The sequence below is a fragment of the Streptomyces sp. NPDC001157 genome, assembly GCF_053598255.1.
On record NZ_JBSFJW010000001.1, the window covers coordinates 480,645 to 505,129 of the forward strand.

20 protein-coding genes and 1 pseudogene are annotated in these 24,485 nt (G+C 72.1%); 9 read left to right on the top strand and 12 right to left on the bottom strand.

Annotated features, from left to right (window positions below; all coding sequences use genetic code 11):
- Positions 1-74: 74 nt before the first annotated feature.
- Both ACWDAG_RS02145 and ACWDAG_RS02150 read right to left on the bottom strand, forming a co-directional pair.
- On the bottom strand, positions 75-2,165 hold the full coding sequence (locus tag ACWDAG_RS02145) for a tetratricopeptide repeat protein (protein ID WP_450693651.1): 2,091 nt from the start codon (positions 2,163-2,165) through the stop codon (positions 75-77).
- Positions 2,166-2,245: 80 nt separating this feature from the next.
- Positions 2,246-2,683 carry a PPOX class F420-dependent oxidoreductase gene (locus tag ACWDAG_RS02150; protein WP_450693652.1) on the bottom strand — a complete coding sequence of 146 codons (438 nt, stop codon included), beginning with the start codon at positions 2,681-2,683 and terminating at the stop codon, positions 2,246-2,248.
- Positions 2,684-2,766: 83 nt separating this feature from the next.
- Between ACWDAG_RS02150 and ACWDAG_RS02155 the strand changes: the two genes are divergently transcribed.
- From ACWDAG_RS02155 to ACWDAG_RS02165, 3 genes are all read left to right on the top strand, one after another.
- Positions 2,767-3,342: a TetR/AcrR family transcriptional regulator gene (locus tag ACWDAG_RS02155; protein ID WP_450693653.1), complete on the top strand. Its 576-nt coding sequence runs from the start codon at positions 2,767-2,769 to the stop codon at positions 3,340-3,342.
- Positions 3,339-4,715, top strand: a complete 1,377-nt coding sequence (locus ACWDAG_RS02160; RefSeq protein ID WP_450693654.1) for an MFS transporter — start codon at positions 3,339-3,341, stop codon at positions 4,713-4,715. The genes ACWDAG_RS02155 and ACWDAG_RS02160 overlap by 4 nt, the downstream gene beginning before the upstream one ends.
- 170 nt (positions 4,716-4,885) lie before the next feature.
- Positions 4,886-6,115 (top strand): serine hydrolase domain-containing protein, encoded by a 1,230-nt coding sequence (locus ACWDAG_RS02165; protein ID WP_450693655.1) that lies wholly within the window; start codon positions 4,886-4,888, stop codon positions 6,113-6,115.
- 70 nt (positions 6,116-6,185) lie between these two features.
- Here ACWDAG_RS02165 and ribA read toward each other — a convergent pair whose 3' ends face one another.
- Positions 6,186-6,845, bottom strand: a complete 660-nt coding sequence (ribA, locus tag ACWDAG_RS02170) for a GTP cyclohydrolase II (protein ID WP_450693656.1) — start codon at positions 6,843-6,845, stop codon at positions 6,186-6,188.
- Positions 6,846-6,883: 38 nt separating this feature from the next.
- Here ribA and ACWDAG_RS02175 point away from each other — a divergent pair, with 38 nt between their 5' ends.
- Positions 6,884-7,690 (top strand): creatininase family protein, encoded by an 807-nt coding sequence (locus ACWDAG_RS02175; RefSeq protein WP_450693657.1) that lies wholly within the window; start codon positions 6,884-6,886, stop codon positions 7,688-7,690.
- Positions 7,691-7,842: 152 nt separating this feature from the next.
- On the opposite strand, the pseudogene ACWDAG_RS02180 reads toward ACWDAG_RS02175, so the two are convergent.
- The 5 genes and pseudogenes from ACWDAG_RS02180 to ACWDAG_RS02200 all read right to left on the bottom strand — a co-directional run.
- Positions 7,843-9,036: pseudogene (locus tag ACWDAG_RS02180) on the bottom strand (lysylphosphatidylglycerol synthase transmembrane domain-containing protein); the annotation flags it as partial.
- The gene (locus ACWDAG_RS02185; RefSeq protein ID WP_450693658.1) at positions 9,033-10,022 is read right to left on the bottom strand and encodes a class I SAM-dependent methyltransferase; all 990 of its coding nucleotides are present in this window, start codon (positions 10,020-10,022) and stop codon (positions 9,033-9,035) included. The gene ACWDAG_RS02185 and the pseudogene ACWDAG_RS02180, both read right to left, overlap by 4 nt.
- Positions 10,019-11,230 carry a glycosyltransferase family 4 protein gene (locus ACWDAG_RS02190; RefSeq protein WP_450693659.1) on the bottom strand — a complete coding sequence of 404 codons (1,212 nt, stop codon included), beginning with the start codon at positions 11,228-11,230 and terminating at the stop codon, positions 10,019-10,021. The genes ACWDAG_RS02185 and ACWDAG_RS02190 overlap by 4 nt, the downstream gene beginning before the upstream one ends.
- Positions 11,227-11,625: a 6-pyruvoyl trahydropterin synthase family protein gene (locus ACWDAG_RS02195; RefSeq protein WP_030936582.1), complete on the bottom strand. Its 399-nt coding sequence runs from the start codon at positions 11,623-11,625 to the stop codon at positions 11,227-11,229. Before ACWDAG_RS02195 ends, ACWDAG_RS02190 begins: the two co-directional genes overlap by 4 nt.
- Before the next feature lie 116 nt (positions 11,626-11,741).
- Positions 11,742-12,722, bottom strand: coding sequence for a dehydrogenase (locus ACWDAG_RS02200; protein ID WP_450693660.1), 981 nt, complete (start codon positions 12,720-12,722; stop codon positions 11,742-11,744).
- 108 nt (positions 12,723-12,830) lie between these two features.
- Between ACWDAG_RS02200 and ACWDAG_RS02205 the strand changes: the two genes are divergently transcribed.
- Complete coding sequence (locus ACWDAG_RS02205; RefSeq protein ID WP_450693661.1) at positions 12,831-13,607, top strand: CDP-alcohol phosphatidyltransferase family protein; 777 nt, start codon at positions 12,831-12,833, stop codon at positions 13,605-13,607.
- 115 nt (positions 13,608-13,722) lie between these two features.
- Here ACWDAG_RS02205 and ACWDAG_RS02210 read toward each other — a convergent pair whose 3' ends face one another.
- Genes ACWDAG_RS02210 through ACWDAG_RS02225 form a run of 4 tightly spaced genes read right to left on the bottom strand, consistent with a single transcriptional unit; the run spans position 13,723 to position 18,763 of the window.
- Positions 13,723-14,940: an MDR family MFS transporter gene (locus ACWDAG_RS02210; protein WP_450693662.1), complete on the bottom strand. Its 1,218-nt coding sequence runs from the start codon at positions 14,938-14,940 to the stop codon at positions 13,723-13,725.
- A gap of 14 nt (positions 14,941-14,954) precedes the next feature.
- Positions 14,955-16,718, bottom strand: a complete 1,764-nt coding sequence (locus tag ACWDAG_RS02215; protein ID WP_450693663.1) for an ABC transporter permease subunit — start codon at positions 16,716-16,718, stop codon at positions 14,955-14,957.
- A gap of 3 nt (positions 16,719-16,721) precedes the next feature.
- A complete protein-coding gene (locus ACWDAG_RS02220; protein WP_450693664.1) occupies positions 16,722-18,221 on the bottom strand; it encodes an ABC transporter substrate-binding protein in 1,500 nt (499 codons plus the stop codon).
- Between the two features lie 5 nt (positions 18,222-18,226).
- On the bottom strand, positions 18,227-18,763 hold the full coding sequence (locus ACWDAG_RS02225) for an N-acetyltransferase family protein (RefSeq protein ID WP_450693665.1): 537 nt from the start codon (positions 18,761-18,763) through the stop codon (positions 18,227-18,229).
- Positions 18,764-18,900: 137 nt separating this feature from the next.
- On the opposite strand from ACWDAG_RS02225, the gene ACWDAG_RS02230 reads away from it, so the two are divergent.
- The 4 genes from ACWDAG_RS02230 (at position 18,901) to ACWDAG_RS02245 (ending at position 24,483) form a co-directional block, all read left to right on the top strand.
- On the top strand, positions 18,901-19,857 hold the full coding sequence (locus ACWDAG_RS02230; RefSeq protein WP_450693666.1) for an ATP-binding protein: 957 nt from the start codon (positions 18,901-18,903) through the stop codon (positions 19,855-19,857).
- A gap of 55 nt (positions 19,858-19,912) precedes the next feature.
- Positions 19,913-20,305, top strand: coding sequence for an SCO5389 family protein (locus tag ACWDAG_RS02235; RefSeq protein WP_450693667.1), 393 nt, complete (start codon positions 19,913-19,915; stop codon positions 20,303-20,305).
- 107 nt (positions 20,306-20,412) lie between these two features.
- Complete coding sequence (locus ACWDAG_RS02240; RefSeq protein ID WP_450693668.1) at positions 20,413-21,636, top strand: serine/threonine-protein kinase; 1,224 nt, start codon at positions 20,413-20,415, stop codon at positions 21,634-21,636.
- Between the two features lie 27 nt (positions 21,637-21,663).
- Positions 21,664-24,483 carry an SNF2-related protein gene (locus ACWDAG_RS02245; protein ID WP_450693669.1) on the top strand — a complete coding sequence of 940 codons (2,820 nt, stop codon included), beginning with the start codon at positions 21,664-21,666 and terminating at the stop codon, positions 24,481-24,483.
- Positions 24,484-24,485: the final 2 nt, after the last annotated feature.

Genomic DNA, 24,485 nt, shown 5'->3' on the forward strand with positions numbered 1-24,485 from the left:
GGGCAAGCCACCGGAAGAGCCGGCCGGCCAGCACCTGACGGTCCGAATCGGGAAGGTGGCCCACCCCGTGCGGCTCACTCCGGCGTGACGCACCGCTCCCGCAGCACCCGCAGCCACGCCACCTGGTACTCGGCGTTCTCCCGCCCGAGAGCGGCAACAGCCTCGTCGATCAGCGGACGTGCATGGTCCGGTGCGCCGCCGTCCAGATGGGTTTCGGCGAGGTCGGTGAGGGTGCGGGCGGTGTTGTAGGCCTCGCCCGAGTCGCGGAAGAAACGCAGGGCGCGTTCCAGGCGCTGCACCGCCTCCTCGCGGCGGCCGAGGCCGCGCAGGGCACGTCCCCGATGGCGTTCCAGCAGGGCCCGGGCGCGCGGGAGGTCGGCGGCGCCCTCGTCGTCGGGGCCGATGCCGTCGAGGATGCCGTACGCCTCCTCGAAGCATGTGTACGCCTCCTCGAACCGCCACTGCCGCAGCCGCAGCAGTCCGAGGAACTCGACCGCGGAGGCGTGACCGCGTACATGGCCGGCCGTCTGCTCGTCCCGGGCGGCGGCGAGCGCTTCGGGTTCGGCCTCGTCCCAGCGGCGCAACTCCGTGAGAGTGTGGGCGAGTTGGGCGTGCAGCGCACCGGCCGTGCGGGTGCCGGGGAAGTGCTCGTCGGCGGCGCGTGCTCCCGTGCGCAGCGCGGGCAGCAGGACGTCGTGATGGCCGGCCTTGAGCTGGAGCGGCCACAGGGCCTGGCAGAGCAGGACGACCGTGGCCCGGTCCCGGAAGTCCTCCGCCGCGTGCACCGCCTCGACGAGACCGGGCGCCTCGACGGCCAGGGCGGCGACGGCCGTGCCCCGGTCCGGGAAGGACACGGGCGAGTCGGCGGTCGGCACCCGCCAGCTCTCGGGCAGCGCGGCCCGTGCCGCGCCGACGGCCAGGTCGCGATAGCCGGCGACGACGCGGGTGACCGCGGCCGAGCAGGCCGCGATTCCGTCGACTACGGCCGCCGTGTGCTCGGCGTGGGCGCGGACGGCGGGGCGGTAGCGGTAGCGGCCGGAGTCGGTGCGTTCCAGGAGGAGGGCCTCGGCGAGTTCCTCCAGGCGGCGGGCGGCTTCGCTCTGGTCGAGGGCCGCGGCGCGGGCGGCCGCCGCGGGGTCGAGAGCGGGCCAGTCGCGCAGGGCGGCGAGCCGGTAGAGACGGGCCGCGGCGGGTGTGAGCAGACGGTAGGAGTCCTCGGCGGCGGCGTGGACGGGGTCTGCCTCGGGTCCGGCGGGCGGCTCGGTGTGCGCGGCCAGGCGAGGTGCCGCGGCGCGCAGGGCGTAGGGCGAGCCTGCGCAGCGGTCGAGGACCGCGGGCAGCGCGGCGCGGGCAGCGCTGATCGCCGGTTTGCCGACGAGGTCGGTGAGCAGCCGTACGGCGTCGCGCCGGGCCAGCGGGCCGACCGGGATGCGCAGGGCGTCCAGGCCGGTGAGCGGCTGCCGGGCGACGACGATCGTGAAGACGCCGGGCGCCGAGGTCAGCAGCGGCCGGAGCTGGGCGGCGGACCGGGCGTGGTCGAGCACGAGCAGCAGTCGCCGGTCGGCCAGACAGCGCCTCAGGAGCTCCGCTCGGTCGGCGGCGGCCGGGGGTATCTCCTCGTCGGGCAGGCCCAGTCCGCGCAGCAGTGTGCCGACAACCGCTTCGGGCGCGCGGGCCCGCAGGTCGGCGTAGAGCTGGCCGTCGGGGAAGCGGGCGGTCTGCCGCCAGCCCCAGTGGAGGGCGAGGGTGCTGGTGCCGATGCCTTCGGGGCCGTGGAGGAGCACCAGCCGGGGGCGTCCGGCGAAGGTGCGCGTCGCCTCCTTGTCCAGGGCCTTCAGGGCCTTTTGACGGTCCGTGAAGAAGTGCGGGGCGGCGGGCAGGCAGGGGCGGTGCGGTCCCGATCCGGTGCCGGGAGCTCGTACACCGGCAGCGAACTGAATCCAGATCTGCGCCAGTTGGGGGTCCTGCTGTACGCGCTCGTGCACCAGACGTGCGACGTCGTCCAGTTGGCCGGGGGTGGTGGGAGCCGTCACCTCACCCCCGGCGATGCGGCGGACCAGACTGCCGGCCGACTCCCACGCCCACTTGCCGGCTTCGTTCGCCATGCCCGACCCGACGGCTCCGAGCACCGCGCCGATGGCGCCCAGCGAAACCGGATCCACCATGCCGCGCACTCCCCGTCTTCCGTTCTCCACGCCGCCCGCGGTGATCAACCCTAGCCGCAGTCGGGCGACATGACAGAGCTTCAGCCGGTGTTGGCGCCCTTGGGAATGCCGTAGGCCCGCTCCACCTTCAACCGCACCACCAGACGCCGGTCGCGGACCATCGCGGCACGGTAGTCGTCCCAGTCGGGGTGCTCGCCCAGGACGTCGCGGTACAGGCGGATCAGCTCCTCCACCGTGTCGTCGTGCGGGTCCTTGGCGACGGGTGTGAGCTCGGCGGTGCCCTCGACGACCGTGTAGGCGCGACGGTCCGGGGTGGAGACGTGGTAGGACGCACGCGCGTCCCGGCGCAGGTTGCGGGTCTTGGCCCGGTCGTCGGTGACGGAGATCCGGATGACGCCCTCGTCCGGGTAGTAGCGGTGGCTGACGTTCGACAGCTGGGGCCGGCCGTCGCGCTTGATGGTGACCAGCACGCCGCTGCGGTCCTCGGAGAGCAGCGTGAGCAGTGTGTCGTGAGTCATACCCGGTCAACCCCTCCTACCGATCTCCGCATTCCCCCGACTGCTGATAGACACTGTCTACGCCCAACTGGTAGACAGTGTCTATGGATGCATCGGAGCGTGGACTGCGGGACCGGCTGGTCGATGTCGGAGTGGATCTGGTCGCAAGCGAGGGCGCGCAGGCGCTGACCCTGCGGGAGATCGCGCGCCGCGCGGGCGTCTCGCACGGGGCGCCCCGGCGCTACTTCCCGACCCACCTGGAGCTGCTGTCCGCCATCGCCCGCCGCGGCTTCGCCGAACTGGCCGAGCGGGCGACGGCGGCGACCGGCGACGGCACGGCGCCCCCGCGCGAGCAGCTGACGGCCCTGGGACGGGTCTACCTTGAGTTCGCGGTCGACAGCCGCGGTATGTACGAGTTGATGTTCCGTCACGATCTGCTGGAAAGCGGGCACTTGGGTCTGCGTGACACCAGCCTGCCCCTGTTCGGGCGTCTGGTGGAGCTGGTCGGGCGGGTCCGGCCCGACGCGGACGCCCGGGTCGTCGCGGGCGCGCTGTGGGCGAACCTGCACGGGATCGCCCAGCTGTGGGGCTGGGGCAGCCTCCAACTCGCCACGGACGCCGACGACTTCGTACCTCTGCTGCGTTCGGCCCTCGACGCGCACCTGGGGGACGGCGCATGAGCGGGCACCGCGTCCTGACCCTGACGTGCAGCGTGATCGGGGCGGTGATCGTCGCCCTGGACGGCACCGTCCTCACCGTCGCGCAGCCCACTCTGCAACGCGACCTGGGTGCGTCCTTCGCTCAGGTCCAGTGGACCAGCACCGGCTATCTCATCGCGGTGGCGGGCCTGTTGGTGTTCTCCGGACGGCTCGGTGACCGGTACGGGCATCAACAGGTCTTCGCCATAGGGATGTTGGGCTTCGGGGCGACCTCGGCGGGCATCGGTCTGGCGCCCGGTGTGGGCTGGGTGATCGGTCTGCGGGTCCTGCAAGGTGTGTTCGGGGCGCTGCTGCAGCCTGCCACGCTGGGGATGCTGCGGGCCGCGTTCCCGCCCGACCGGCTGCGGATGCCGATCGCCGTGCGGGCCGGCGCGATCGGGGTGGCGGCCGCGACGGGGCCCGTGCTGGGCGGGGCGCTGGTGGCCGGGCCGGGCTGGCGGGCGGTGTTCTTCCTCAACGTCGTACCGGCAGTCGTCTTCGGCCTGCTCGCGCTGACGCTGCGCGACCCGCACCCGCGACGGTCCTCCCCCGCCCGTCCGGACGTGCCCGGCGCGCTCCTGCTCGCGGTGACCCTGGCCTGTCTGGTCCACACGCTGGTCACCCTGCCGGACGGCGGCTGGACGGCGGCGAGCGCGCTCGGCCTCGCGTCGGCCGTGGTCGCAGGTGCCGCCTTCGTACGGCACGAGCGGCGCGCCGCGAGCCCACTGGTGCCGCCGGACGTCGTGGGCTCGGCGGCCGTCGGTTCCGCGCTGGGCATGCTGGTCGCCGCGTCGGCCGCCCTGAACGGCACGCTGTTCGTCGCCACCTTCCTGCTCCAGGACACGCTCGGTCTCGACCCGGTCCACATGGCCCTGCTCAGCCTGCCGCTCGCGGCACTGATGATCGTCGCCGCGCCGGGGTGCGCGGTGCTGCTGCGCCGGGCCGGGGCCCGCCGTACGACCGTGGCCGCGATGGCCGTCCTGGCCGCCGGGATCCTGGTGCTGGGCCGGGCCTCGGGCACGGTCGGCTTCTGCACCGGGTTCGCACTGCTGGGGGCCGGGTTCGGCACGGTGATGGTGGCGGCCACCCATGTCGTCGTACGCCAGGCCGCCGTCGGGTCGGCCGGGGTGGCGGGCGGGTTGCAGCAGACCGCGATGAACGTCGGCCCGGCGCTTGGCGTGGCCACCGCGACGACGCTCATGGGGCTGGGCCACGGGCACGGGCTGCCGCTGTTCGTCCTCGCCGTGGTGGCGCTGGCCGGGGCGGTGACGGCCCGCGCACTGCCGGAACGTTCCGCCGAAACGATCAATCATGGTCAACCGGGGGACCTCGCGCTCGTTCCTGAGCGACGATGAGACCAGACAGAACTGGCAAGGTCCGCTGTGGTTCAGCACGCCCCTGAAGGAGCGCGGGGCCGTATCCTTATGCGGCTCCGCCGCGTGGGCGCGACCAGCCACGATGGTGCCGCGGACGAATTGCGGTCTGTTCGCGGCACTCACAGCGGAGCGCGTTTCGGAGGAGAGCGATGGGACAGCTGCGACAAGAGGTCGACCCGGGCGAGGCCGGGCTGGACGCCAAGGCGCTGGACCGCCTCGACCAGCACTTCGCCCACTACGTCGACGAGGGCCGCCTGCCCGGCTACCTGGTGGCCGTGGCCCGCGGCGGTCGCGTCGCCCACCTCACCACCCACGGCCTGCGTGACGTCGCAGCGGGTCTGCCCGTCGAGGCGGACACCCTGTGGCGTGTCTACTCCATGACCAAACCGGTCACCTCGGTCGCCGCGCTGATACTGGTGGAGGAGGGCCGCCTGTCGCTCGACGACCCGGTCGCCCGCCACCTCCCGGCCTTCGCCGACCCCCAGGTCTACGAGAGCGGATCCGGCGCCGGCCTACGGACCCGCCCGGCAACCCGACCCCCGCTGATCCGGCACCTGTTGACCCACACCGCGGGCCTGACCTTCGCCTTCTACCACCAGCACCCCGTCGACGCCCTCTACCGCGAGGCGGGCCTCGATTCAGCCGTACTGCCCGGCTCGGACCTGGCCGGGACCGTCGATGCGTACGCGCGCCTGCCGCTGCAGTTCGAGCCGGGCACCGAGTGGAACTACTCGGTCGCCACCAATGTCCTCGGCAGGGTGATCGAGGTCGTGTCCGGGCAACCGCTCGACGTCTTCTTCGCCGAGCGCGTCCTCGGCCCGCTCGGCATGACCGACGCCGGATTCTGCGTGACGGACGAGCAGGCCCCGAGGCTCTCCGAGTTGTACGGCGAGACCGACGCCGGCGGCATCGAGCCGATCGCCGGGCTGCCGCTGCGCGGGCGGCCCCGCTTCCTGTCCGGCAGCGGCGGGATGGTGGCCTCCGCATACGACATGCACCGCTTCATGGAGCTGCTGCGCCGCCGCGGCGAGCTCGACGGCGTCCGCCTCCTGGCCCCCGAGACGGTGGCCCTGATGACCCGCAACCAGTTGCCCGGCGGCGCCGACCTGCGCGCCTTCGGCAGCCGCCCCGCCCACGACGAGCCCGGCAACGACGGCGTCGGCTTCGGCCTCGGCGTCTCCGTCGTCATCGACCCCGACCGCACCCAGGCGCCCTCCGGCCCGGGCACGTTCGGCTGGAGCGGGGTGGCGACGACGACCTTCTGGGTGGACCCCAGCCGCGATCTGACCGTGCAGTTCATGACGCAGGTCCGGCCGAAGTCGTCGCTCAGGCTCTTCCCGGACCTCAAGCGGCTGGTCCACGAGGCGGTCACGGACTGAACGATCCCCGGGACCGCGATCGGATCACCTCGCCGACCGGCGGTGTCGGCGAGGTGATGCACGATCCTGCTCAGGACAGGTGGGCCACCGCGTCCAGATGCGGCAGGACGTGGTCGAGCCGTTCCCGCTTGGTGCGCAGATAGGTGATGTTGCTCTCGCACGGCGGGATCAGCAGCGGGACGGTCTCCGCCACCTGGATGCCGTGGCGCACCAACGCCTCCTGCTTGCGCGGGTTGTTGGACATCAGGCGCACCGAGTTCACGCCCAGGTCCTGGAGGATCTTGGCGGCGACGCCGTAGTCGCGGGCGTCCACCGGCAGCCCCAGCGCGAGGTTCGCCTCGACGGTGTCCAGGCCCTCCGCCTGCAGCGCCATCGCCCGCAGCTTGGCGAGCAGACCGATGCCGCGGCCCTCGTGGCCCCTCAAGTAGACGACTATGCCGCTGCCTTCGGCGACGACGGCCTTCAGCGCGGAGGCGAGCTGGTCGCCGCATTCGCAGTGCTGGGAGCCGAACGCGTCACCGGTCAGGCACTCGGAATGCAGTCGGGTGAGGACACCGTCCGTGCCGATGTCACCATGGACGAGAGCCACTTGCTCGTCGCCGCGATCGTGATCCATGTAACCCACCGCCCTGAATTGCCCGTACACCGTGGGCAGCGGGGCATTCACAATCCGTTCCACGCCCGTGCGCTGTGGGGACTTCTTGCCGAGGACGCCGATTTTTTCTGTCATGATCTGATTCCTAAGCAGAGACGAAAGGCCGTGAAGAAATGAGTGTTTCGGGCGCGCGTACGGCGGCATACGGGCTGGTGCCGGCGGACACTACAGAAGAGGTACGGACCAGAGCGGCGGGTGTCTCAACGCAGGTCGCCGTCCTTCCGGTCGGGAGCTTCGAGCAGCACGGTCCGTTCCTTCCGCTGGCGACCGACACGCTCGTCGCCTGTGCCGTGGCCCGGGAGATCGCCGCGGCATACCCCGTGCACCTCCTTCCGCCGGTGACGATCTCCTGCTCGCACGAGCATGCGGCCTGGCCGGGGACCGTCAGCATCTCCTCCGTGACCCTTCATTCGGTGGTGAGTGACATCGCGCAGTCGCTGCGCCGCTCCGGTGTCGACGAACTGGTGGTGGTCAACGGGCACGGCGGAAACTACGTACTGGGCAACGTCGTTCAGGAATCCTCCGCCCGCGGCGAGCGTATGGCACTGTTCCCGGCCGCGGAGGACTGGGAAGCGGCGCGGCAGCGGGCGGGGGTGACCACATCCCTGCTGACCGACATGCACGCGGGAGAAATCGAGACCTCCATCCTTCTGCATGCTCACCCCGAATTGCTCCGGCCCGGTTATGAGACCTCCGATTTCGTCGCGGACGACCGGCGTCATCTGCTCACCCTCGGTATGTCCGGCTATACCGATTCGGGCGTCATCGGACGCCCTTCGCTCGGTTCTGCGGAAAAGGGGAAGGAACTGCTCGCCGCCCTGGCGGATTCCTTCGGAGCGTATTTCTCACTCCTCACCTCGACGGATGATTCCGGAACGGAAACCGGAGATACGGGGGAAGCCGGCAGCGCGCGCGGGTAGTTGTCCTCGCGGGCGGGTTCCGGGGCTGCCGCCGCGGCCGTTCCGGTCCCTGCCCGCAGGCCGGTGTACCAGCGGGCGACGAGGACGGCGAGGCCGGGCAGGGCCGCCACGAAGCTGAGCACCCCGTACACCACGGAGACGGCGACGCCACTGCTCGCGCCCAGCCCGGCCGCTCCGAACGCCCAGGCGGCGACGCCCTCACGGGGGCCGAAGCCGCCGACGTTCAGCGGCAGGCCCATCGCGACCAGTGCGAGGACCGCGAGCGGCAGCAGCGCGGCCACGGAGGCGCCGGATCCGGCGACCCGCGCGGCCAGCACGAACATCGCGATGTGGCCGGCCAGGACGACCACCGACGAGACGACGACACCCGGCCAGTTGCGGCGCGACAGCAGCCCCTCGCGCGCCTCGGCGAGCGTCGCGCGCAGCGCGCGCCCGCGGGGGGAGGGCGCCCGGTTCATCCGCAGCGCAACCATGACGGCGAGCGCGCCCACCGCCGCGAGCCCGACCAGCGGCGCGAAGTGCCGGGTCTGGGCCAGTACGGGCGACGGCATCGTCAGCAGGACGGCCCCGCCGACCACGGTCAGCGCGACCTGCCCGGCGACCCGTTCGAGGACCACCGAGCGCACGCCTCGGCCCATGTCACCGGCGCTCTGCCCGTGCCGCACCGCCCGGTGCACATCACCGAGGACACCGCCGGGCAGGGCGGCGTTCAGGAACAGCGCCCGGTAGTAGTCGGCGACGGCCGCCCCGAGCGGCAGCCGGATCCTCAGCCCCCGGGCCACCAGCGCCCACCGCCACGCACTGAGCACGGTGGTCACCACCCCGATCACCAGGGCCGCCAGCAACGTCGGCATGTCGATCCGCCGCAGCCCGTCCAGCAGCACCCCGGTACCGAGGCGCCACAACAGCGCCCCGAGGATGACGGCACCGGCGACCGTACCGAAGTGGGTCCGCACGGCACGAGAGTTGAGCCGGGACAGCACGGCACGCCACCAGGGTGTCCGCGCGGCGGCCGGCTCGGGCCGGGCCGAGGAGACGATCACACCGATTCGGGCCTCGGAGACGGCGGGCCCCACGGGTGGGGCGGACGCGAGTACATCCGCCCGCGCCCGCAGCGCCGCATCCCGCGCGGCGAGGCAAGCCGCGCCGTCCGCCCATACCTCGACCGCGACGGAGGCGGCACCACCGGCCGCACCCGCCGCTGCCGGGCGGACGGCGCATGCAGTTCGCGTCTCCAGGCCGACGCCGGTCGGAGCCCCGGACACGACGTCCACACCCCGCTTGTCCGCCACGTCGCCGCGCCGGCCGGCCCGCACCAGGTGTGCCCGTATCGTCTCCACGCTCATGCCGCGCCGCCCGTCGGCCGGGACAGTGCCAGCAGGTCGCTGTGGTGGACCACGACGTGCAGTTCGCCCGCCTCGCAGGCCGCCAGGCGGTCCCGCAGATACCGTTCTGCACGGGCCTTCAGCTCGGGGCGTTCCTCGACGGCCGCGCCGACCCAGCCGCGCAGCCACTGGGCCGTCAGCGCGGCCTCGTCGGGGCCGAGGCGCCAGGGGCTGGGGTTGACCCGTACCGTCGCGCCCCGTTCCGAGAAGGCCTCGCAGGCGACCGTGATCGCGTCCGGACCGAGCAGGCCGCCGCGCCGCTGGTGGGCGTTGAACGCCTCGGTGATCTCCTCGTCCATCGGGTCGGACGGGGTGAGTTCGACGCGTCCGGCCACCGAGAGCGTCAGCAGGGCGGGGCAGCCGGCCCCGGTGCAGGCGTCGGCGAGGGTCTCGATCTCCTCGCGGGTGAGGACGTCGAGGAGCGCGGAGGCCGTCACCAGCGAGGCGCCGGCGAGGGCGTCCGGGGTGAGCCGGGCGACGTCGCCGCGGCGCGTCTCCACGGAGACCCGGCTCCCGTCGGCGGCGGAGCGCGGGGAGGCGACGGCCGCGAAGTGCAGCAGGTAGGGGTCGCGGTCGTGCAGGACCCAGTGCTGGGCGCCGTCCAGGCGGGGTGCGAGCCAGCGGCCCATCGAGCCGGTGCCGCAGCCCAGGTCGTGGATGACCACCCCGGCCTTGCCCGGCAGGTTGGCCAGCCGGATCCGCAGCGGGTCGAGCAGTTCGTGCGCCCGTCCGGCGGCGTCGGCGGGTTCGCGCAGCTCCAGCCACTCGGGCGCGTAACGGGGCGGCTCCTCGGGCCCGGTGTCCCGCAGCCGCACGGTGGCTCGCTCGCCGGGGCGCGCGGCGGGCCCGGCGCCGGGTATCACGGAGTCCGCCGGTTCGGAGCCGTTCAGCGGCGCGGGCTGCCCCGGAATCTTCCCGCCGGTCTTCGCCGGTACGGTCCTGTTCATGCCGCCCTCCTGGGCTCACTCGGCAGCCGGCCCAGAACTCCGGCAAGGCTTCGGGCCGTGGTCGCCCATCCGTCCAGGGCGGCCCGCCGGCCCCGGGCGGCGGCCTTCAGCCGGCGTCGTACGTCGGCCTCGCCGAACCAGCCGCGCAGTTCGGCCGCGAGGGCGGCAGGGTCCTCCGGCGGCACGAGGATGCCGGGCATGCCGCCGTCGGGGGCGCGCCCGACCGCCTCCGGCACACCGCCGACGTCCGTGGCCAGCACGGGGATGCCGCGTGCAAGGGCCTCCGTCACCGCCATGCCGTACGTCTCCGCGTACGAGGTGAGGACCATGAGGTCGGCGGCGTTGTAGCTGGCGTCGAGCTCGGCACCGGCCTGGGGGCCTGCAAGGTGGATGCGGTCCTCAAGGCCGTGCTCCTTGATCAGCAGCCGCAGATGGGCCACGTACTCGGGGTCGTGCCCGAGCCCGCCGACGCACACGCAGCTCCACGGCAGGTCGGCCGCCGCGGCCAGCGCCTGCACCAGCCGGTGCTGCCCCTTGCGCGGGGTCACCGCGGCCACGCACAGCAGCCGGGAGAGGCCGTCGGTGCCGGAGGCGAGCGGCGCGATGTCGGCGCCGGGGGCGGCGACGTGCACCCGCTCGGGGGCGAGGCCGTGGTGGGCGACGAGGCGGCGGACCGCCCAGTCGCTGGTGGCGATCACGGCGGGCACGGCCCGCAGCACGTCACGCTCCTTGGCGTCCAACTCGGCGGCCACGGCGGGTTCCAGGCCCCGCTCGTCGCCGAGCGGAAGATGCACGAGGACCGCGAGGTTCAGCCGCTCCGTCTCCGGTACGACGATCTCGGGGACCCCGCAGGCGACGATCCCGTCCAGCAGGACAACCGTCCCGTCCGGCAACTCCCGCAGTGTCCGCGCGAGTTCCGCACGGGCCGCCGCCCCCGGCCGGGGCCACTCGCCGGCCACGGCGTGCTTGTGCACCTGCCAGCCGAAGCCGGGCAGGTCCAGGCTGACGCGCCGGTCATAGGCGTTGCCGCCGCTCGGCGCGGCCGGGTCGTCGACCCCGCCCGGCATGACGAAGTGCACGGACCGCAGGGACATGGGGATGATCTCGGCGTTCTTCAGGACGGAGTGCTGCACGGGGACGTACCCGAGCGACAGCGGCTCCGGCTTCCCCGCGGGCTGGTTCACCTTCTCCAAGGTCACGTCGGTCACAGGGCACGCTCGTAACTCGCCCAGGCGATGTGCGACTCGTGCAGGGTCACCGAGATGCCCGCGATGCCCTTGGCGCCCTCGCCGAGCGCGCCCTTCTCGATCCGCTCGGCGAGCCGGTCGGCGATGACCTTGGCCAGGAACTCCGTCGAGGTGTTGATTCCGGCGAAGTCGGGCTCGCTGTCGAGGTTTCTGTAGTTCAGCTCGCTGACGACGGCACCGAGTTCCTGGGTGGCGAGTCCGATGTCGACGACGATGTTGTCGTCGTCCAGCTGCTCGCGCCGGAACGTGGCGTCCACCAGGAACGTCGCTCCGTGCAGGCGCTGCGCGGGTCCGAAGACCTCGCCGCGGAAGCTGTGGGCGATCATGATGTGATCGCGGACGGTGACACTGAACAACGGACGACCCTCCAGGTGCGGCGCGTCTGGCCCTCCGGCCGTTGGTCGCCGGAGGATGCCGTGTAGTACGGCTCTTCGCTTCCCCCCGTTCAGCCGAGTCTCACTCTTTTCTCAGGTCAGACCGTTTCGGGGTACCTCACACGGTGACACAGCCCGGGGATCTCACCGGAGGCCAGTCGGGGCATCACCTCCGGTAGCTCCTCGAACGCGCTTTCCCCTGTGATGAGCGCGTCGAGGGCCGGGTCTGCGAGCAGGTCGAGAGCGAGGGCGAGCCGGTCGGCATAACTGCGGTTCGCGCGGGCCGGGGAGACGGTGCCGACCTGGCTGCTGCGGATCGTCAGCCGCCGGGAGTGGAAGGCCTCGCCGAGCGGGAGGCTCACCTTGCGGTCGCCGTACCAGCTCAGTTCCACCACGGTGCCCTCGGCGGCCAGGAGTTCCAGGGCGCGGGCCAGGCCCTGTTCGGTCGCGCTGGCGTGCACGACGAGGTCCCGCTCACCGAGCGCGTCCCCGGGCAGCGCGAAGTCGACTCCGAGGGCCTCGGCGGTCTTGGCGCGGGCCGGGTCGGCATCGACGAGTTGCACGCGTACGCCCGGGAAGCGGGCCAGCAGGGCGGCGACCGAGCAGCCGACCATGCCGCCGCCGACCACCGCGATCCGGTCGCCGACCAGCGGCGCCGCATCCCACAGGGCGTTCACGGCGGTCTCCACGGTCCCGGCGAGGACGGCCCGCTCGGCAGGGATGTCGTCCGGCACGACGGTGACGGCCGAGACAGGCACCACATACCGCGTCTGGTGCGGGTACAGACAGAAAACCGTACGCCCGACCAGTTCCTCGGGCCCCTCCTCCACCCTCCCCACACTGAGGTAGCCATACTTCACGGGTGCAGGGAACTCGCCCTCCTGGAAAGGCGCTCGCATGGCCGCGTGCTGACTCTCCGGAACGCCGCCGCGGAAGACGAGCGTCTCCGTACCCCGGCTGACCCCGGAGTAGAGCGAGCGCACCAGCACCTCGCCCTCGCCGGGTTCGGGCAGGTCGACGCTCCGGATCTCGCCGAGACCCGGACGACTCAGCCAGAACGCGCGTGCGATGCGGTTCATCCGGCCTCCTCCTGAACGATCGGGAAGTTGTTCACGTACCGAGGTGTGCACAGGCCGCGCACAGTACGCGGCGTTGATCGACTTTGTCATACGGCCGGAGGGTGTGCGGTGGCCCTGAACAACACTTACGAAGCAAGGCTGGTCCAGCAGGAGACCGCTGTGGGAGCGGGCGTTCAGATCCTGTTGCTGGCCCTGCTCGGCACGGCGATCGGCATGGGGCCGGCGGGCTGGCTGACCGGCCTGGTCTTCGCCGTCGCCATGTGGGCGGTGCTCTCGCGGGCACTGCACCGCACCCGGCCGCGCTCGTTCGGCCCGGCCAACCGTGTGACGCTGGGCCGGGCGACCCTGGTGGGCGGTGTGACGGCCCTGGTCGCGGACTCCTTCGAGAGCTCCCCGCCGGTCACCGCCCTCGTCGGCCTCACGGCTGTCGCCCTCATCCTGGACGGCGTCGATGGCAAGGTCGCCCGCGCCACCAACACCTCCACCCCCCTGGGCGCCCGCTTCGACATGGAGGTCGACGCCTTCCTGATCCTGGTGCTCAGCGTCTACGTCTCCATGCAGCTCGGCCCGTGGGTCCTGCTCATCGGCGGCATGCGCTACGCCTTCGTCGCCGCGGCCCGCGTCTGGCCGTGGCTGAACGCCTCCCTGCCGCCGAGCACGGCCCGCAAGACGGTCGCCGCGATGCAGGGCATCTGCCTCCTCCTGGCCGCCTCGGGCTACCTGCCCCCCGTGGCGTCCCTCGGGGTCGTCGTACTCGCCCTGGGCTCGCTCATCTGGTCCTTCGGCCGCGACGTCCTGTGGCTGCGTCGGACGTCGCGAGTCCAGGACGGCGAGGTCGAGGAGATGCTGGACCTGGAATCGGAACGCGAGACGGTGGCGTCCTGAATCCCAACCTCCGGGACGTATCAGGAAGCGGCCCAGCAGCGCGCCCATAGGGGCGCGGGGAACTGCGCGACCAGCCACGACGGCGCGGCAGCCGACCGATAACGCATCGCAGCGATCACCGGCGCGGCACCAACCCCACCGCAGCCGCCGGCACGGCACCCAACACCAGCCACGGCACACCCCCCGGCAGCGCAGCGTCCAGCAGCGCCCCCGTCCCCGAACTGCCGACCAGGACGATGAGTCCGGCCACCGAGGACAGCGCCCCGGTGTACAGGCCGAGCCGTCCGTCCTCCGCAAGGTCGGGGACCCAGGCGCGGGCGACGGGAGCCACCAGCATCTGGCCGAGGGTGAGCAGAGCGACGAAACCGACGGCGGGCAGCAGTCCCGTGATGCCGGTCGAACCGGCGGGGCGAGCGACGGCCATGACCGCGAACCCGGCCGCGATCAGCAACAGCCCGGCCGTCATGGAGCGGCGCAAGGTGAGACGGCCGCCCACCAGGCGGGTGGCCGGCAGCTGCGCGGTCACCACCAGCAACGACGACATCGCGAACAGCCAGGCCACCGGCGCCTGCGAGCCCGTCACGCGCTCCACCTCCGCGGGCAGGGCGAGGTACAGCTGGTTGTAGGCGAGCAGACAGGCGCCGTAGGCACCGCACAGCGCCAGAAAACGGCGGTTGCGCAGCAGCCCGCGCACCCCGCCCCGCGCCCGGGTACGCGCCCGTCCAGGAATGTGCTGCGGCAGCAGCCACGCATGCCCGGCGAGAACGAACACAAAGATGGCGGCCCCCGCCAGGCACACCGCACGGAAGTTCACCGCCAGCAGCAACGCGCCCAGCAGCGGCCCGAGGAACGCCCCCGCCTGCCCGGCCACGGTGAACAACGCCAGCACCCGGGTGCGCGAGCCCCCACCCGCCTCCTCGAACATCACCGCCTGCCGGGCGACTTCGGACTCCACGGCCGGTGAGAACAGAGCGGCGGCGAACCCGACCAGCAGCACCGCACCGACGACCGCCCAGGTCTCCCGGGCGTACCCGAGCCAGACGAAGCCGACGATCCGCAGCACGCAACCGGCAAGCACCACGGGCCGGATCCCGTACCGGTCGGCCAGCACCCCGCCCACCACGAACAGCCCCTGCTGGCTGAAGGTCCGCAGCCCCAGCACGAAGCCGACCAGCCAGCCCGCCATCCCCATCGCCCGGCCGAGATGCTCGGACAGAAACGGCAGCACGGCGAAGAAGCCGGTGTTGAAGGCGAGTTGGGTGAGGATCAGCAGACGGAGAAGGGGCGTCAGCCGAAGGCGGCCCTCCGTACCGTGACACGGACCGATCGACAAAGACGTCGCCCTGCTCACCCGACTACCACCAACTCCCTTGTATCGGCGGGCTGTTCATCAGCCACGGCATCGGTGGTACGGCGCCGGGGCCGCCACCCTCCCGCGCCCGCGCTCACCGCCAGCGCACCGAGCAGGGCGAGTACGGCGGCGGGCGCGAGAACCGCCCATGGCGCTCGTTCCGCATAGGGCTGGTTCTCGGCGAGCAGCAGGCCCCACTCCGGGGAGGGCGGCTGGGCGCCCAGCCCGAGGAAGGCGAGCGAGGCGAGCGCGAGGGCCGTACCGGGCAGGCGCAGCAGGGCGTGGCGGGTGACGGGCGGCAGGATGGCCGGCAGCAGCCCCTTCCGCATCAGATACCGGCGGCCCGCGCCCAGACCGCGCGTGGCGGTCAGGTGCAGGGCGGCCCGCTCCTGCCGCAGCAGTGCGGACGTGTGCACGGCGAGAGGCGCCCAGGCGACGGCGCTCACGGCGAGCGCGGGCGTCGCCGGTCCGCTGCCCGCGACGGCGGCGACGAGAAGCGCACCGAGCACCGGCGGTACGGCGTTCACGGTGTCGACGAGCGGCCCGGACAGCCGTGGCAGCAGCCCGAGCAGTACGCCGACGAGCAGGGCGGCCACGCTGATCACGGAAGCGAGCAGGAGGGTGTCGAGGGCACCGTGGGCGACCCGGGCGAGTACGTCCCGGCCCAGCGCGTCCGTGCCGAACGGGTGGGCCCAGGAGGGAGGTCGGAGCCGCTCTCCGGTGTCCAGCGCGAGCGGATCGCGAGGCAGGCCCAGCCCGATGACGGCGAGCAACAGCCCACCGGGGGCAAGAAACCCCGCCCCGCGGACCGGCGCCGAGGGCCGGTGCAGGGACGGCAGTGCCCCGTCGCGCAGGGCGGGTCCGGTCAGCTGACGGACCGCGAGCCGGGCGGCTCCCGCCGCGACGGCGCCGAGCAGGACGAGGACGAGTACTCCGGCCTGAAGGACCGGCAGGTCCTGGGCGAGGGCGGCCTGGAGGGTCGTGCGGCCGAGCCCGGGGATGTCGTAGATCTGCTCCACGGCGACGGAGCCGCCGGTCAGCCCGACCACGAACAGCCCTGCGTTGGGCAGCAGTGCGGGCAGGCAGCGGCGTACCGCCTGGCGGGCGATGCTCCGGCGGGGCAGTCCGCGAGCGGTGGCGGCCACCGCCCAGGGTTCGGCCAGGGCGCCGGGCAGCAGGTCGTCGAGGAGCCGCCCGAGCACGGCCCCGGCGGGCAGCCCGAGGGCGAGCGCGGGCAGCACGGTCCAGCGGGGCCCGTACCAGCCGAGGGCGGGCAGCCAGCCGAGCTGCACGCCGACGACGGTGGCGAGCACCGACGCGACGAGGAACTCGGGCAGCGCGGCGAGGACCGCGGCGCCCAAGCCGCCCCGACGCCCCGGCCGGCGCAGGGTCCGGGCGCAGACGAGCCCCGCCGTCACGACCGCGACCACGAGCGCCACGGCCATCAGCAGCAGAGAGACACCGAGGGCCTGGAGCACGGCGGGCGTGACCTCGGCCCCGGAGATCCACGACCGCCCCGCGTTTCCGCGCCACAACCCGCCGAACCACTGCCCGAGCAACCGCAACGGGCCCTCGTCCAGGCCGAGTTGGGATCGTATGTCGGCCAGCACCTCGGGACTCGGATCGCGTTCGGCGGACCGCGCCCTGAGCACGGTGAGCGCCGGATCGGTGCGCGAGAGCCAAGGCAGCAGGCCGACGCAGCACACCAGGGCGAGGGCGAGTCCGGCGCGCCACAGGACCGCGGTGGCTTGGTGCCGCATGTGTCAGCGCCGGGTGCCGGTGCCGACGAGGGTGCGCTCGTACGGATCGAGGAGCGCACCGCGGACCGAGCCCGCGACGCCGGTGATGACGCGCTGGTGCACGAGCGGCACGACGGCGTCGGTGCCGAGGATGTCCGCCTCGGCCGCCATCACCGCGTCCTGCCGCCGCGCGGTGTCGGTGGCCCGCTCGGCCCTGGCCACCGCCCGGTCGACGTCCTCGTCGCAGAGCTGCGCCAGGTTGTAGCCGCCGTGGCAGGTGAAGTCGCTCGCCAGGACGGCGACGGGGTCCCCGGTGTCGACGAGCGTGTTCCGGGCGAGCACGAGGGCGTCGAACTTCCCGTCCAGCGCGTCGCTCTCCAGCCGCGAGTACTCCCGCACCTCCAGTTCGACCTTGAACCCCGCCTTCTCCAGCTGCTGCTTCAACACCTGGGCGACTTCCGGGAGTTCGGGCCGGTTGTCGTACGTGGCGAGGGTGACCTTCGCGCCATCGGGGGCCGCGGCCTTCGCGCGCCCGACCGGCGGCCTGCGCTTGCCCTCGGCCCAGCTGACGGCGGGCCCGTAGACACCGGCTCCGGCGTCGGCGTGCCCCTCGTAGACGCCGTCGGCCAGCACGGACGTGTCGACGGCCCGCCGCGCGGCGGCGCGCAGCTTCGGGTCCTTGAAGGGGCCCGACGCGGTGTTGAGGAACAGGCTGGTGGTGCGGGTCGTGGCCGTCTCCTTGCGGGTGGCCCTGTCGAGAGTGGCGGCCTGCGCGACGGGGAGCGCCTCGGCGAGGTCGACCTGGCCGGTGCGCAGGGCGGCCGTGCGGGCGGTGCCGTCGGCGATGAACTTCACGTCGACGCCCGAGGATTGGGCACGTCCGCCCCAGTAGGCGTCGAAGCGGTCGAGGGTGGCGGAGGCGGTGCCGGTGACCTTGGTGAGCTCGAAGGGTCCGGTGGCGGTGCCGATCGGGTCGACGCGACCTGTGGCGCCGTAGGCCTTCGGAGCGAGGATCGCGAGGCTCGGGCTGGACAGCCGCAACGGCAGTACGGGGTCGGGGCTGCCGGTGGTGATCCGGACGCCGGTACTGCCGTCGGCCGCCGCCTTGAGGCGGACGCCGGAGAGGGCGGCCGGCGCGGGCTCCGCCCCGCCGGCGTGGGTGAGGGAGGCCGCGACGGCGGACGGGGTGACGTCCGTGCCGTCCTGGAAGGTCGCCTCGCGCAGGGTGAACAGCCACGTGCGGTCGGTCTCCCGGTGCCAGGAGGCGGCGAGCGCGGGGGCCGCGGCGCCGTTGGCGTCCAGCGCGGTGAGGCTTTCGGTGACGCCGAGGCGGCTGAGGATGGTGGCGTCGTCGCCGTACGGCGAGAGGTTCTCGGCGGGCGGGAAGGCGAGCGCGACCCGCAACCGGGAGCCGGCCGTCGTGTCAGCGGCCGCGCTGCCGGAGCCGCCGGAGCCCTGGGAGGCGAAGCAGCCGGTCAGCGCCGGGGCGAGCAGGAGGGCAAGGAGCAGTCGGAAACGGTGCACGGCGACTATCGCCCCATCGGTATCTCGAAATGGATGATTCCCTGTCCGCCGCCGGGATCCTCGCGCTCGTCGTGCACGACCTCGCCGAGCGACCGCCAGAAGGCCTCCGCACCGGGGACCGCCGGGTCGGTGTGCAGGTAGACGGCGCCATAGCCGCCGTCCGCGGCCGCGAACGCGAGCAGCTCGCCGACGAGGCGCCGGGCGAGTCCGCGCCGACGGTGCTCGGGTCGGACGTAGATCCGGCGCAGTTGAGCGGTCTCGCCGGAGGGATAACGCTCGGCGAGACGGCGCGGGTTCGGGGGGTGGGCGGGGCCACGGGAGTCGAGGGCGGCGGTCGCGACGACGTCTCCGTCCCTCGGGTCGAGCGCCACCAGCAGGGTGTGGCGGGAAGAGGCGAGGTAGGCGGCGGCCGGATCGAGGATGTCGCCGTGCCAACGGGGCACGTAGCCGGTGCCGAAGTCACGGTGGACGGTGTCGAGCATCACGGCTCGCGCACCGTCGAGGTCGTCCGGGCCCGCCGCCCTGATGCAGTAATCAAGCACTTGCACATCATATGCATTAAGACTTTCCCCTTGATCGTCGAGGTTGCGCCGCCCGAGGTTCCCGATTTGACAGACCGTCGGAAGCTGCCTAAAAACTAGCACATGACATTCATTTTCAAAAAGAGCTCGGCCCGGTAATGCGGGTAGCGTTCGTCGGCAAGGGCGGCAGCGGCAAGACCACCCTGTCAGCGCTCTTCTCCCGTCATCTGGCCCGCTCCGGCGCGCCGGTACTCGCCATCGACGGCGACATCAACCAGCACCTGGCCGAGGCGCTGGGACATGACGAGGACCATCTGGACGCCCCGCCCCTGGGTGCCCATCTGGCCGAGATCAAGGACTATCTGCGGGGCAGCAACCCGCGCATCGCCTCCCGCGAGGCGATGATCAAGACGACCCCGCCCGGTCGCGGCTCCCGTCTCCTCCGCGTCCTCGGCGACGACGAACTCCACGCGCGCCACGTCCGGCGCGTGGGCGACGTACCGCTGATGGTGACCGGGGAGTTCGACGAGAGCGACCTCGGGGTGGCCTGCTACCACTCCAAGCTCGGCGGCGTCGAGCTCTATCTCAACCACCTGGTGGACGGCCCCGGCGAGTACGTGGTGGTCGACATGACGGCGGGCGCGGACGCCTTCGCGTCCGGCCTGTTCACCCGTTTCGACATCACGTTCCTGGTGGCGGAACCGACCCGCAAGGGCGTGTCGGTCTACCGCCAGTACCGCGACCACGCCCGCGAGTTCGGGATCCGCATCGCCGTGATCGGCAACAAGGTGACCGGCGAGGACGACCTGCTGTTCCTCAAGGAAACGGTGGGCGACGACCTCCTGACCCACCTGGTCCACTCCCCCTGGGTGCGAGCGGCCGAACAGGGCCGCGCGGAGGGCGGGTTGGACAGCCTGGAGCCGCACAACCGCCACGCCCTGAACATCCTGCGCGAGACCGTCGACGCCCACCGCAGGGACTGGCCCGCCCTCCACCGCCACGCGGTCGAGTTCCACCTGCGCAATGCCCGCGCATGGGCGGACGAGGCGACGGGCCTGGACCTGGCCGACCAGGTGGACCCGGACTTCGTACCGGGCCCGACGGCGCTCACCTGACCACTCCCCCCACCCTGAAGCACCTCCACCCACTCCTGGAACGGACGCCCCTTTCATGTCTCTCGACGTCTCCCCGAAGCTCCTCGCCGAAGCCGAGTCCGGTGACATCCGCGAGGAGGACTTCGTGGACACGGTCCGCACGTCCCTCCCGTACGCCTACGACCTGATCGCCACCCTCGCCGCCGAACTCAAGGGCGGCACAGCCGAGTTCACCGACAACCAGACCCCTCCCCCGTCGGAGCAGGACCGCGGCCAGCTCCTGCGCGCCCTCGCCGGCGACGCCATCCGCGGCAGCCTGGAACGCCACTTCGGCGTGGAACTGGCCTTCCAGAACTGCCACCGGGTGGCGGCGTTCCGGCCGGGGGCGCGGGACGGGGAGACGTACGGGCGGTTCACTTCGGTGCGGTCGCAGGTGCTGAACCAGTCGCCGGAGTTCAGGGACTGCTGAGGCCCGACGGACTCAATCAGGTAAGGCCTGGTCCGCGTCACTCTGCCTTGGGTTACCGTTACGACTGCTGACATACAGCGGCTGACCTGGGCGAAAGGACCACCCACGTGAACGCGGCTCCGTTGAGCCCCGAGGACCCGACCGAACTCGGCGGATTCGAGTTGCTCGGCCGCATCGGTCACGGGGGTATGGGCCAGGTCTACCTCGGTGAGTCTCCCGGCGGAGAACCCGCGGCTGTGAAGGTCATCAAGCCGTCGGTGGTCGATTCGGAGACCCGTCTGCGTTTCGCCCAGGAGATCGAGGTCCTGAAGACGCTCTGGGGTCCTCGCATCGCGGCGTTCCTCGACGCGGACGCGGAGGCCGAGCAGCCGTGGCTGGCGACGGAGTACATCGACGGGCCGGACCTGCGCAAACACGTCCACACCCACGGACCCCTGCCTCTGGTGCTGACCGCCTCCCTCGGCGCCCTGATCGCGGAAGCCCTCGTCGGCGTACACAAGCAGGGACTGCTCCACCGCGACCTCAAGCCCGCCAACATCCTCCTCGGCCCGAACGGCCCGAAGATCATCGACTTCGGGCTCGCGGTGTTCACCGAGACCAGCGCGTCGCTCACCGCCCCGAACACCGTGCTGGGTACGCCCGCCTGCATGGCGCCCGAGCAGGCCAACGGCGTCAAGCCGCTCACCTCGCCCGTCGACGTGTACGCCCTCGGCGCCGTGACGCTCTACGCGGCGACCGGCCACTACCCCTTCCGGGCCGACAACATCCACGCGCTGTTCCACCTGATCACCAAGGCGGACGCGAAGCCCGATCTGACCGGAGCACCCGCCGAGCTGGTCCCACTCCTCACGTCGATGCTCGCGTACGCCCCGCAGGAGCGGCCCACGCTGCCCGAAGTCGTCCAGGAGTGCCGTGCCGTGATCGAGGCGCAGGGCCTCAGGATCGCTCAGGCCCGGCGCCGGCTCACCGCGCACACGGCGGCGGCCGCCGTGGCCGACCCGCCGCCTGCGCCCACCGTCCCGCCTGCTCCTGTCGACGCAGCCGCTGTCGCGGACCTTCCCACGGCAAGGCTGCCGCAGAGCACGGCACCCACCGTGCCACTCCCCCAGGACCTGCCGCCGACAGCCGTCCACACCCCCACGGTCAAGGCCGAACCGGCTTCCGCGGTCCGCGACGAGGCGCCGCCCCGGACGGTCGCGGCCCCCGGCACGCCCCCGCCTGCCCAGCGAGGCCGGGAGCGCACGGGTCCCGGGCAGCTGCGCACCTCGGTCCAGGCCAGGCGCGTGGCCCAGCAGCTGCGCGAGGCCTACGCCCAGCGCGCGAAGTTCTAGTCACATCAGCAAGGGAAGGCAGTGCACGTGACCGTCGACGAGGTTGCGGCCGCCGCGGAGGCCGCCAAGTACCCGCCCGGTTCGCAGATCGAGGTCCGGGACGAGGAGTGGCTCGTACGGAACGTGACGCGCACGGCCCATGACGGCGACCGTATCCAGGCGGTGGGCGTCTCGGAGTTCGTACGGGACCAGGAAGCCGTCTTCTTCACCACGCTCGACGACGTGCAGCTGATGGACCCGCGCCGCACCAGGCTGACGACGGACGACTCCCCCAACTTCCGTCGCAGCCGCCTCTTCCTGGAAGCGGTCCTGCGCAAGACGCCGCTCCCCCAGTCCGAGCGAGGCCTGGCGCTGGCGGACAGCTTCCTGCTCGACTCACTGCCCTACCAGCACCGCCCGGCCCAGCTTGCGCTCTCCGGAAAGAACCTGCGCCCGCGGATGCTCATCGCGGACGTGGTCGGTCTCGGCAAGACCCTCGAAATCGGCATGACACTGGCCGAGTTGATCCGGCGCGGGCGCGGCGAGCGGATCCTCGTGGTCACACCGCAGCACGTCCTGGAACAGTTCCAGCACGAACTGTGGACGAGGTTCGCGATCCCGCTCATCCGCCTCGACTCCGTCGGCATCGAGCGCATCCAGCGGGAGATCCCTGCGGGCCGCAATCCCTTCACGTACTTCAAGCGCGTCATCGTCTCCATCGACACTCTGAAGAACACCGACCAGTACAAGCACCACCTGGAGCGCATCCACTGGGACGCGGTCGTCATCGACGAGTCCCACAACCTCATCAACCGCGGCTCGCTCCGCAACCAGCTCGCCCGACTCCTCGCCCCGCAGACCGACGCCCTGATCCTGGCCTCGGCGACCCCGCACAACGGCGACGCGCGTTCCTTCGCGGAGCTGATCTCCCTCCTCGACCCGGCCGCGATCCGCGACCCGGAGCGCTACGAGGCGAAGGACATCGAGCACCTCTTCATCCGACGGACGAAGATCAGTCCCGAGGTACGGGAGCAGATGAAGGGCCAGTGGGCGGACCGTGGCCCGAGCACATCGGTGCACTGTGCGGCGACACCGGCCGAGGAGCGGATCTTCGAGGAGCTGGCGCAGGTGTGGCTGCCTCAGGACGGCGGCACGTCCGTGAGCGAGAGCCGACTGTTCCCGTACACCGTGCTGAAGTCCTTCCTCTCCTCGCACGTGGCGCTGGCGGCGACGGTCGACGCCCGCATCAAGACGCTCACCACGAAGGAGTACGCCGTACCGGGCCCCGAACTCGACGCGCTGCACCGCCTCAAGGAGCTCACGGCGGGCATGTCGGAGCAGGACTCGGCGAAGTTCCGGGCCCTCGTCGAGCAGCTCCGTGAGATCGGCGTCGGCCCGAGGAGCGACACCCGGGTCGTCGTCTTCTCCGAGCGCGTCCAGACGCTGGAGTGGCTGCGCAAGGCGGTCCCGGCGGCTCTCGGCTTCAAGGGGAAGGCGGCACAAGAGGCCGCCCGGGTCATGCACGGCGGTCTGTCCGACGAGCAGCAGATGCAGTGTGTCGAGGACTTCGGGCTGGCGGACACCCCGGTCCGCATCCTGTTCACGGGTGACGTGGCGTCCGAGGGCGTCAACCTCCACCGCCAGTGCCACCAGCTCATCCACTACGACGTCCCGTGGTCGCTGATCCGCATCGAGCAGCGCAACGGCCGTATCGACCGCTACGGGCAGTCCCACAAACCGCAGTTCCGCGCGCTGATCCTGACCAGCGGGACCGACGGCGCGAAGGACGACCGCACGGTGGCCGAACGGCTCCTGGAGCGCGAGGACGAGGCCCACCGCAGCCTGGGCACGGCGGAGGCGGTCTCGGGTCTGTACCGGGCGGAGGCGGAGGAGAAGTCGCTCATCCAGGACCTGTTGCGCGGTCGTTCGGTCGACGAGTCCCTGGACGCGACGGCGCAGGCAGCCGCGGCGGAGGACTCCGGCACGGACTTCCTCGCGGACTTCTTCGGTGCCGTCGGCGACGACCCGGAGGAGGTGGACGGCGACGCACCGCCCGCGCCCGCCGACGTGCCCCGCCTGTTCACCGGCACCCGCGAGTTCCTCGACGAGGCACTGCGCGAGGTCTTCTCCGACCCGCAACGGCAGTTGGACCTGGACGAGGACCCGGAGACGGGCCTGCTCTCATTCAAGCCGCCGTCGGACCTGACCCACCGCCTCAAGGCCCTCCCACCCGACTACCGTCGCGAACAACGCCTTCACGAGCGCCTGTTGGTGACCCTCAACCGCAAGCTCGCGGACCTCTCCCTCGTACGGGCCCGGGAATCATCGGCATCCAGCTGGCCCGAGATCTCCCTCCTCACCGACCTCCACCCGGTCGTGGAGTGGCTGACGGACAAGGTCCTGGTGCGACTCGGCCGTCAGGAGGCGCCGGTCATCACGGCGGACGTGGACGCGCCCACGTACCTGATCCAGGGCATCTTCTCCAATGCGCTGGGCAGGCCGACGGTCGTGAAGTGGATGGCGGTGCGGGCCGGGGAGGTCACGGACGACATGGTGGGCATACTTCGGCGCGCGGGTATCGGTCCGACCATGGCCAACCCGCTCCACTCCCACGACCTCGACCTGCTCGCCTCCGGCATCCCGGGCGCCCTGGAGCTGGCGGAGGACTTCCTGCGCCGGCACAGCGCCGAGTGGGACAAGGCGCTGCTCGACCCGATCGAGAAGTACAAGGAGCGGCTGGGCGCCTGGGAGCAGCCGACGCTGGCAGGCGGTGACACCAAGTCCAAGCTCGCGGACCTGGCCGACTCGCTCCTCACCACCGGTCGCCCGATGCTCCGGGTCCTCGCCGTTCTCGACCACGCCGCCTGATT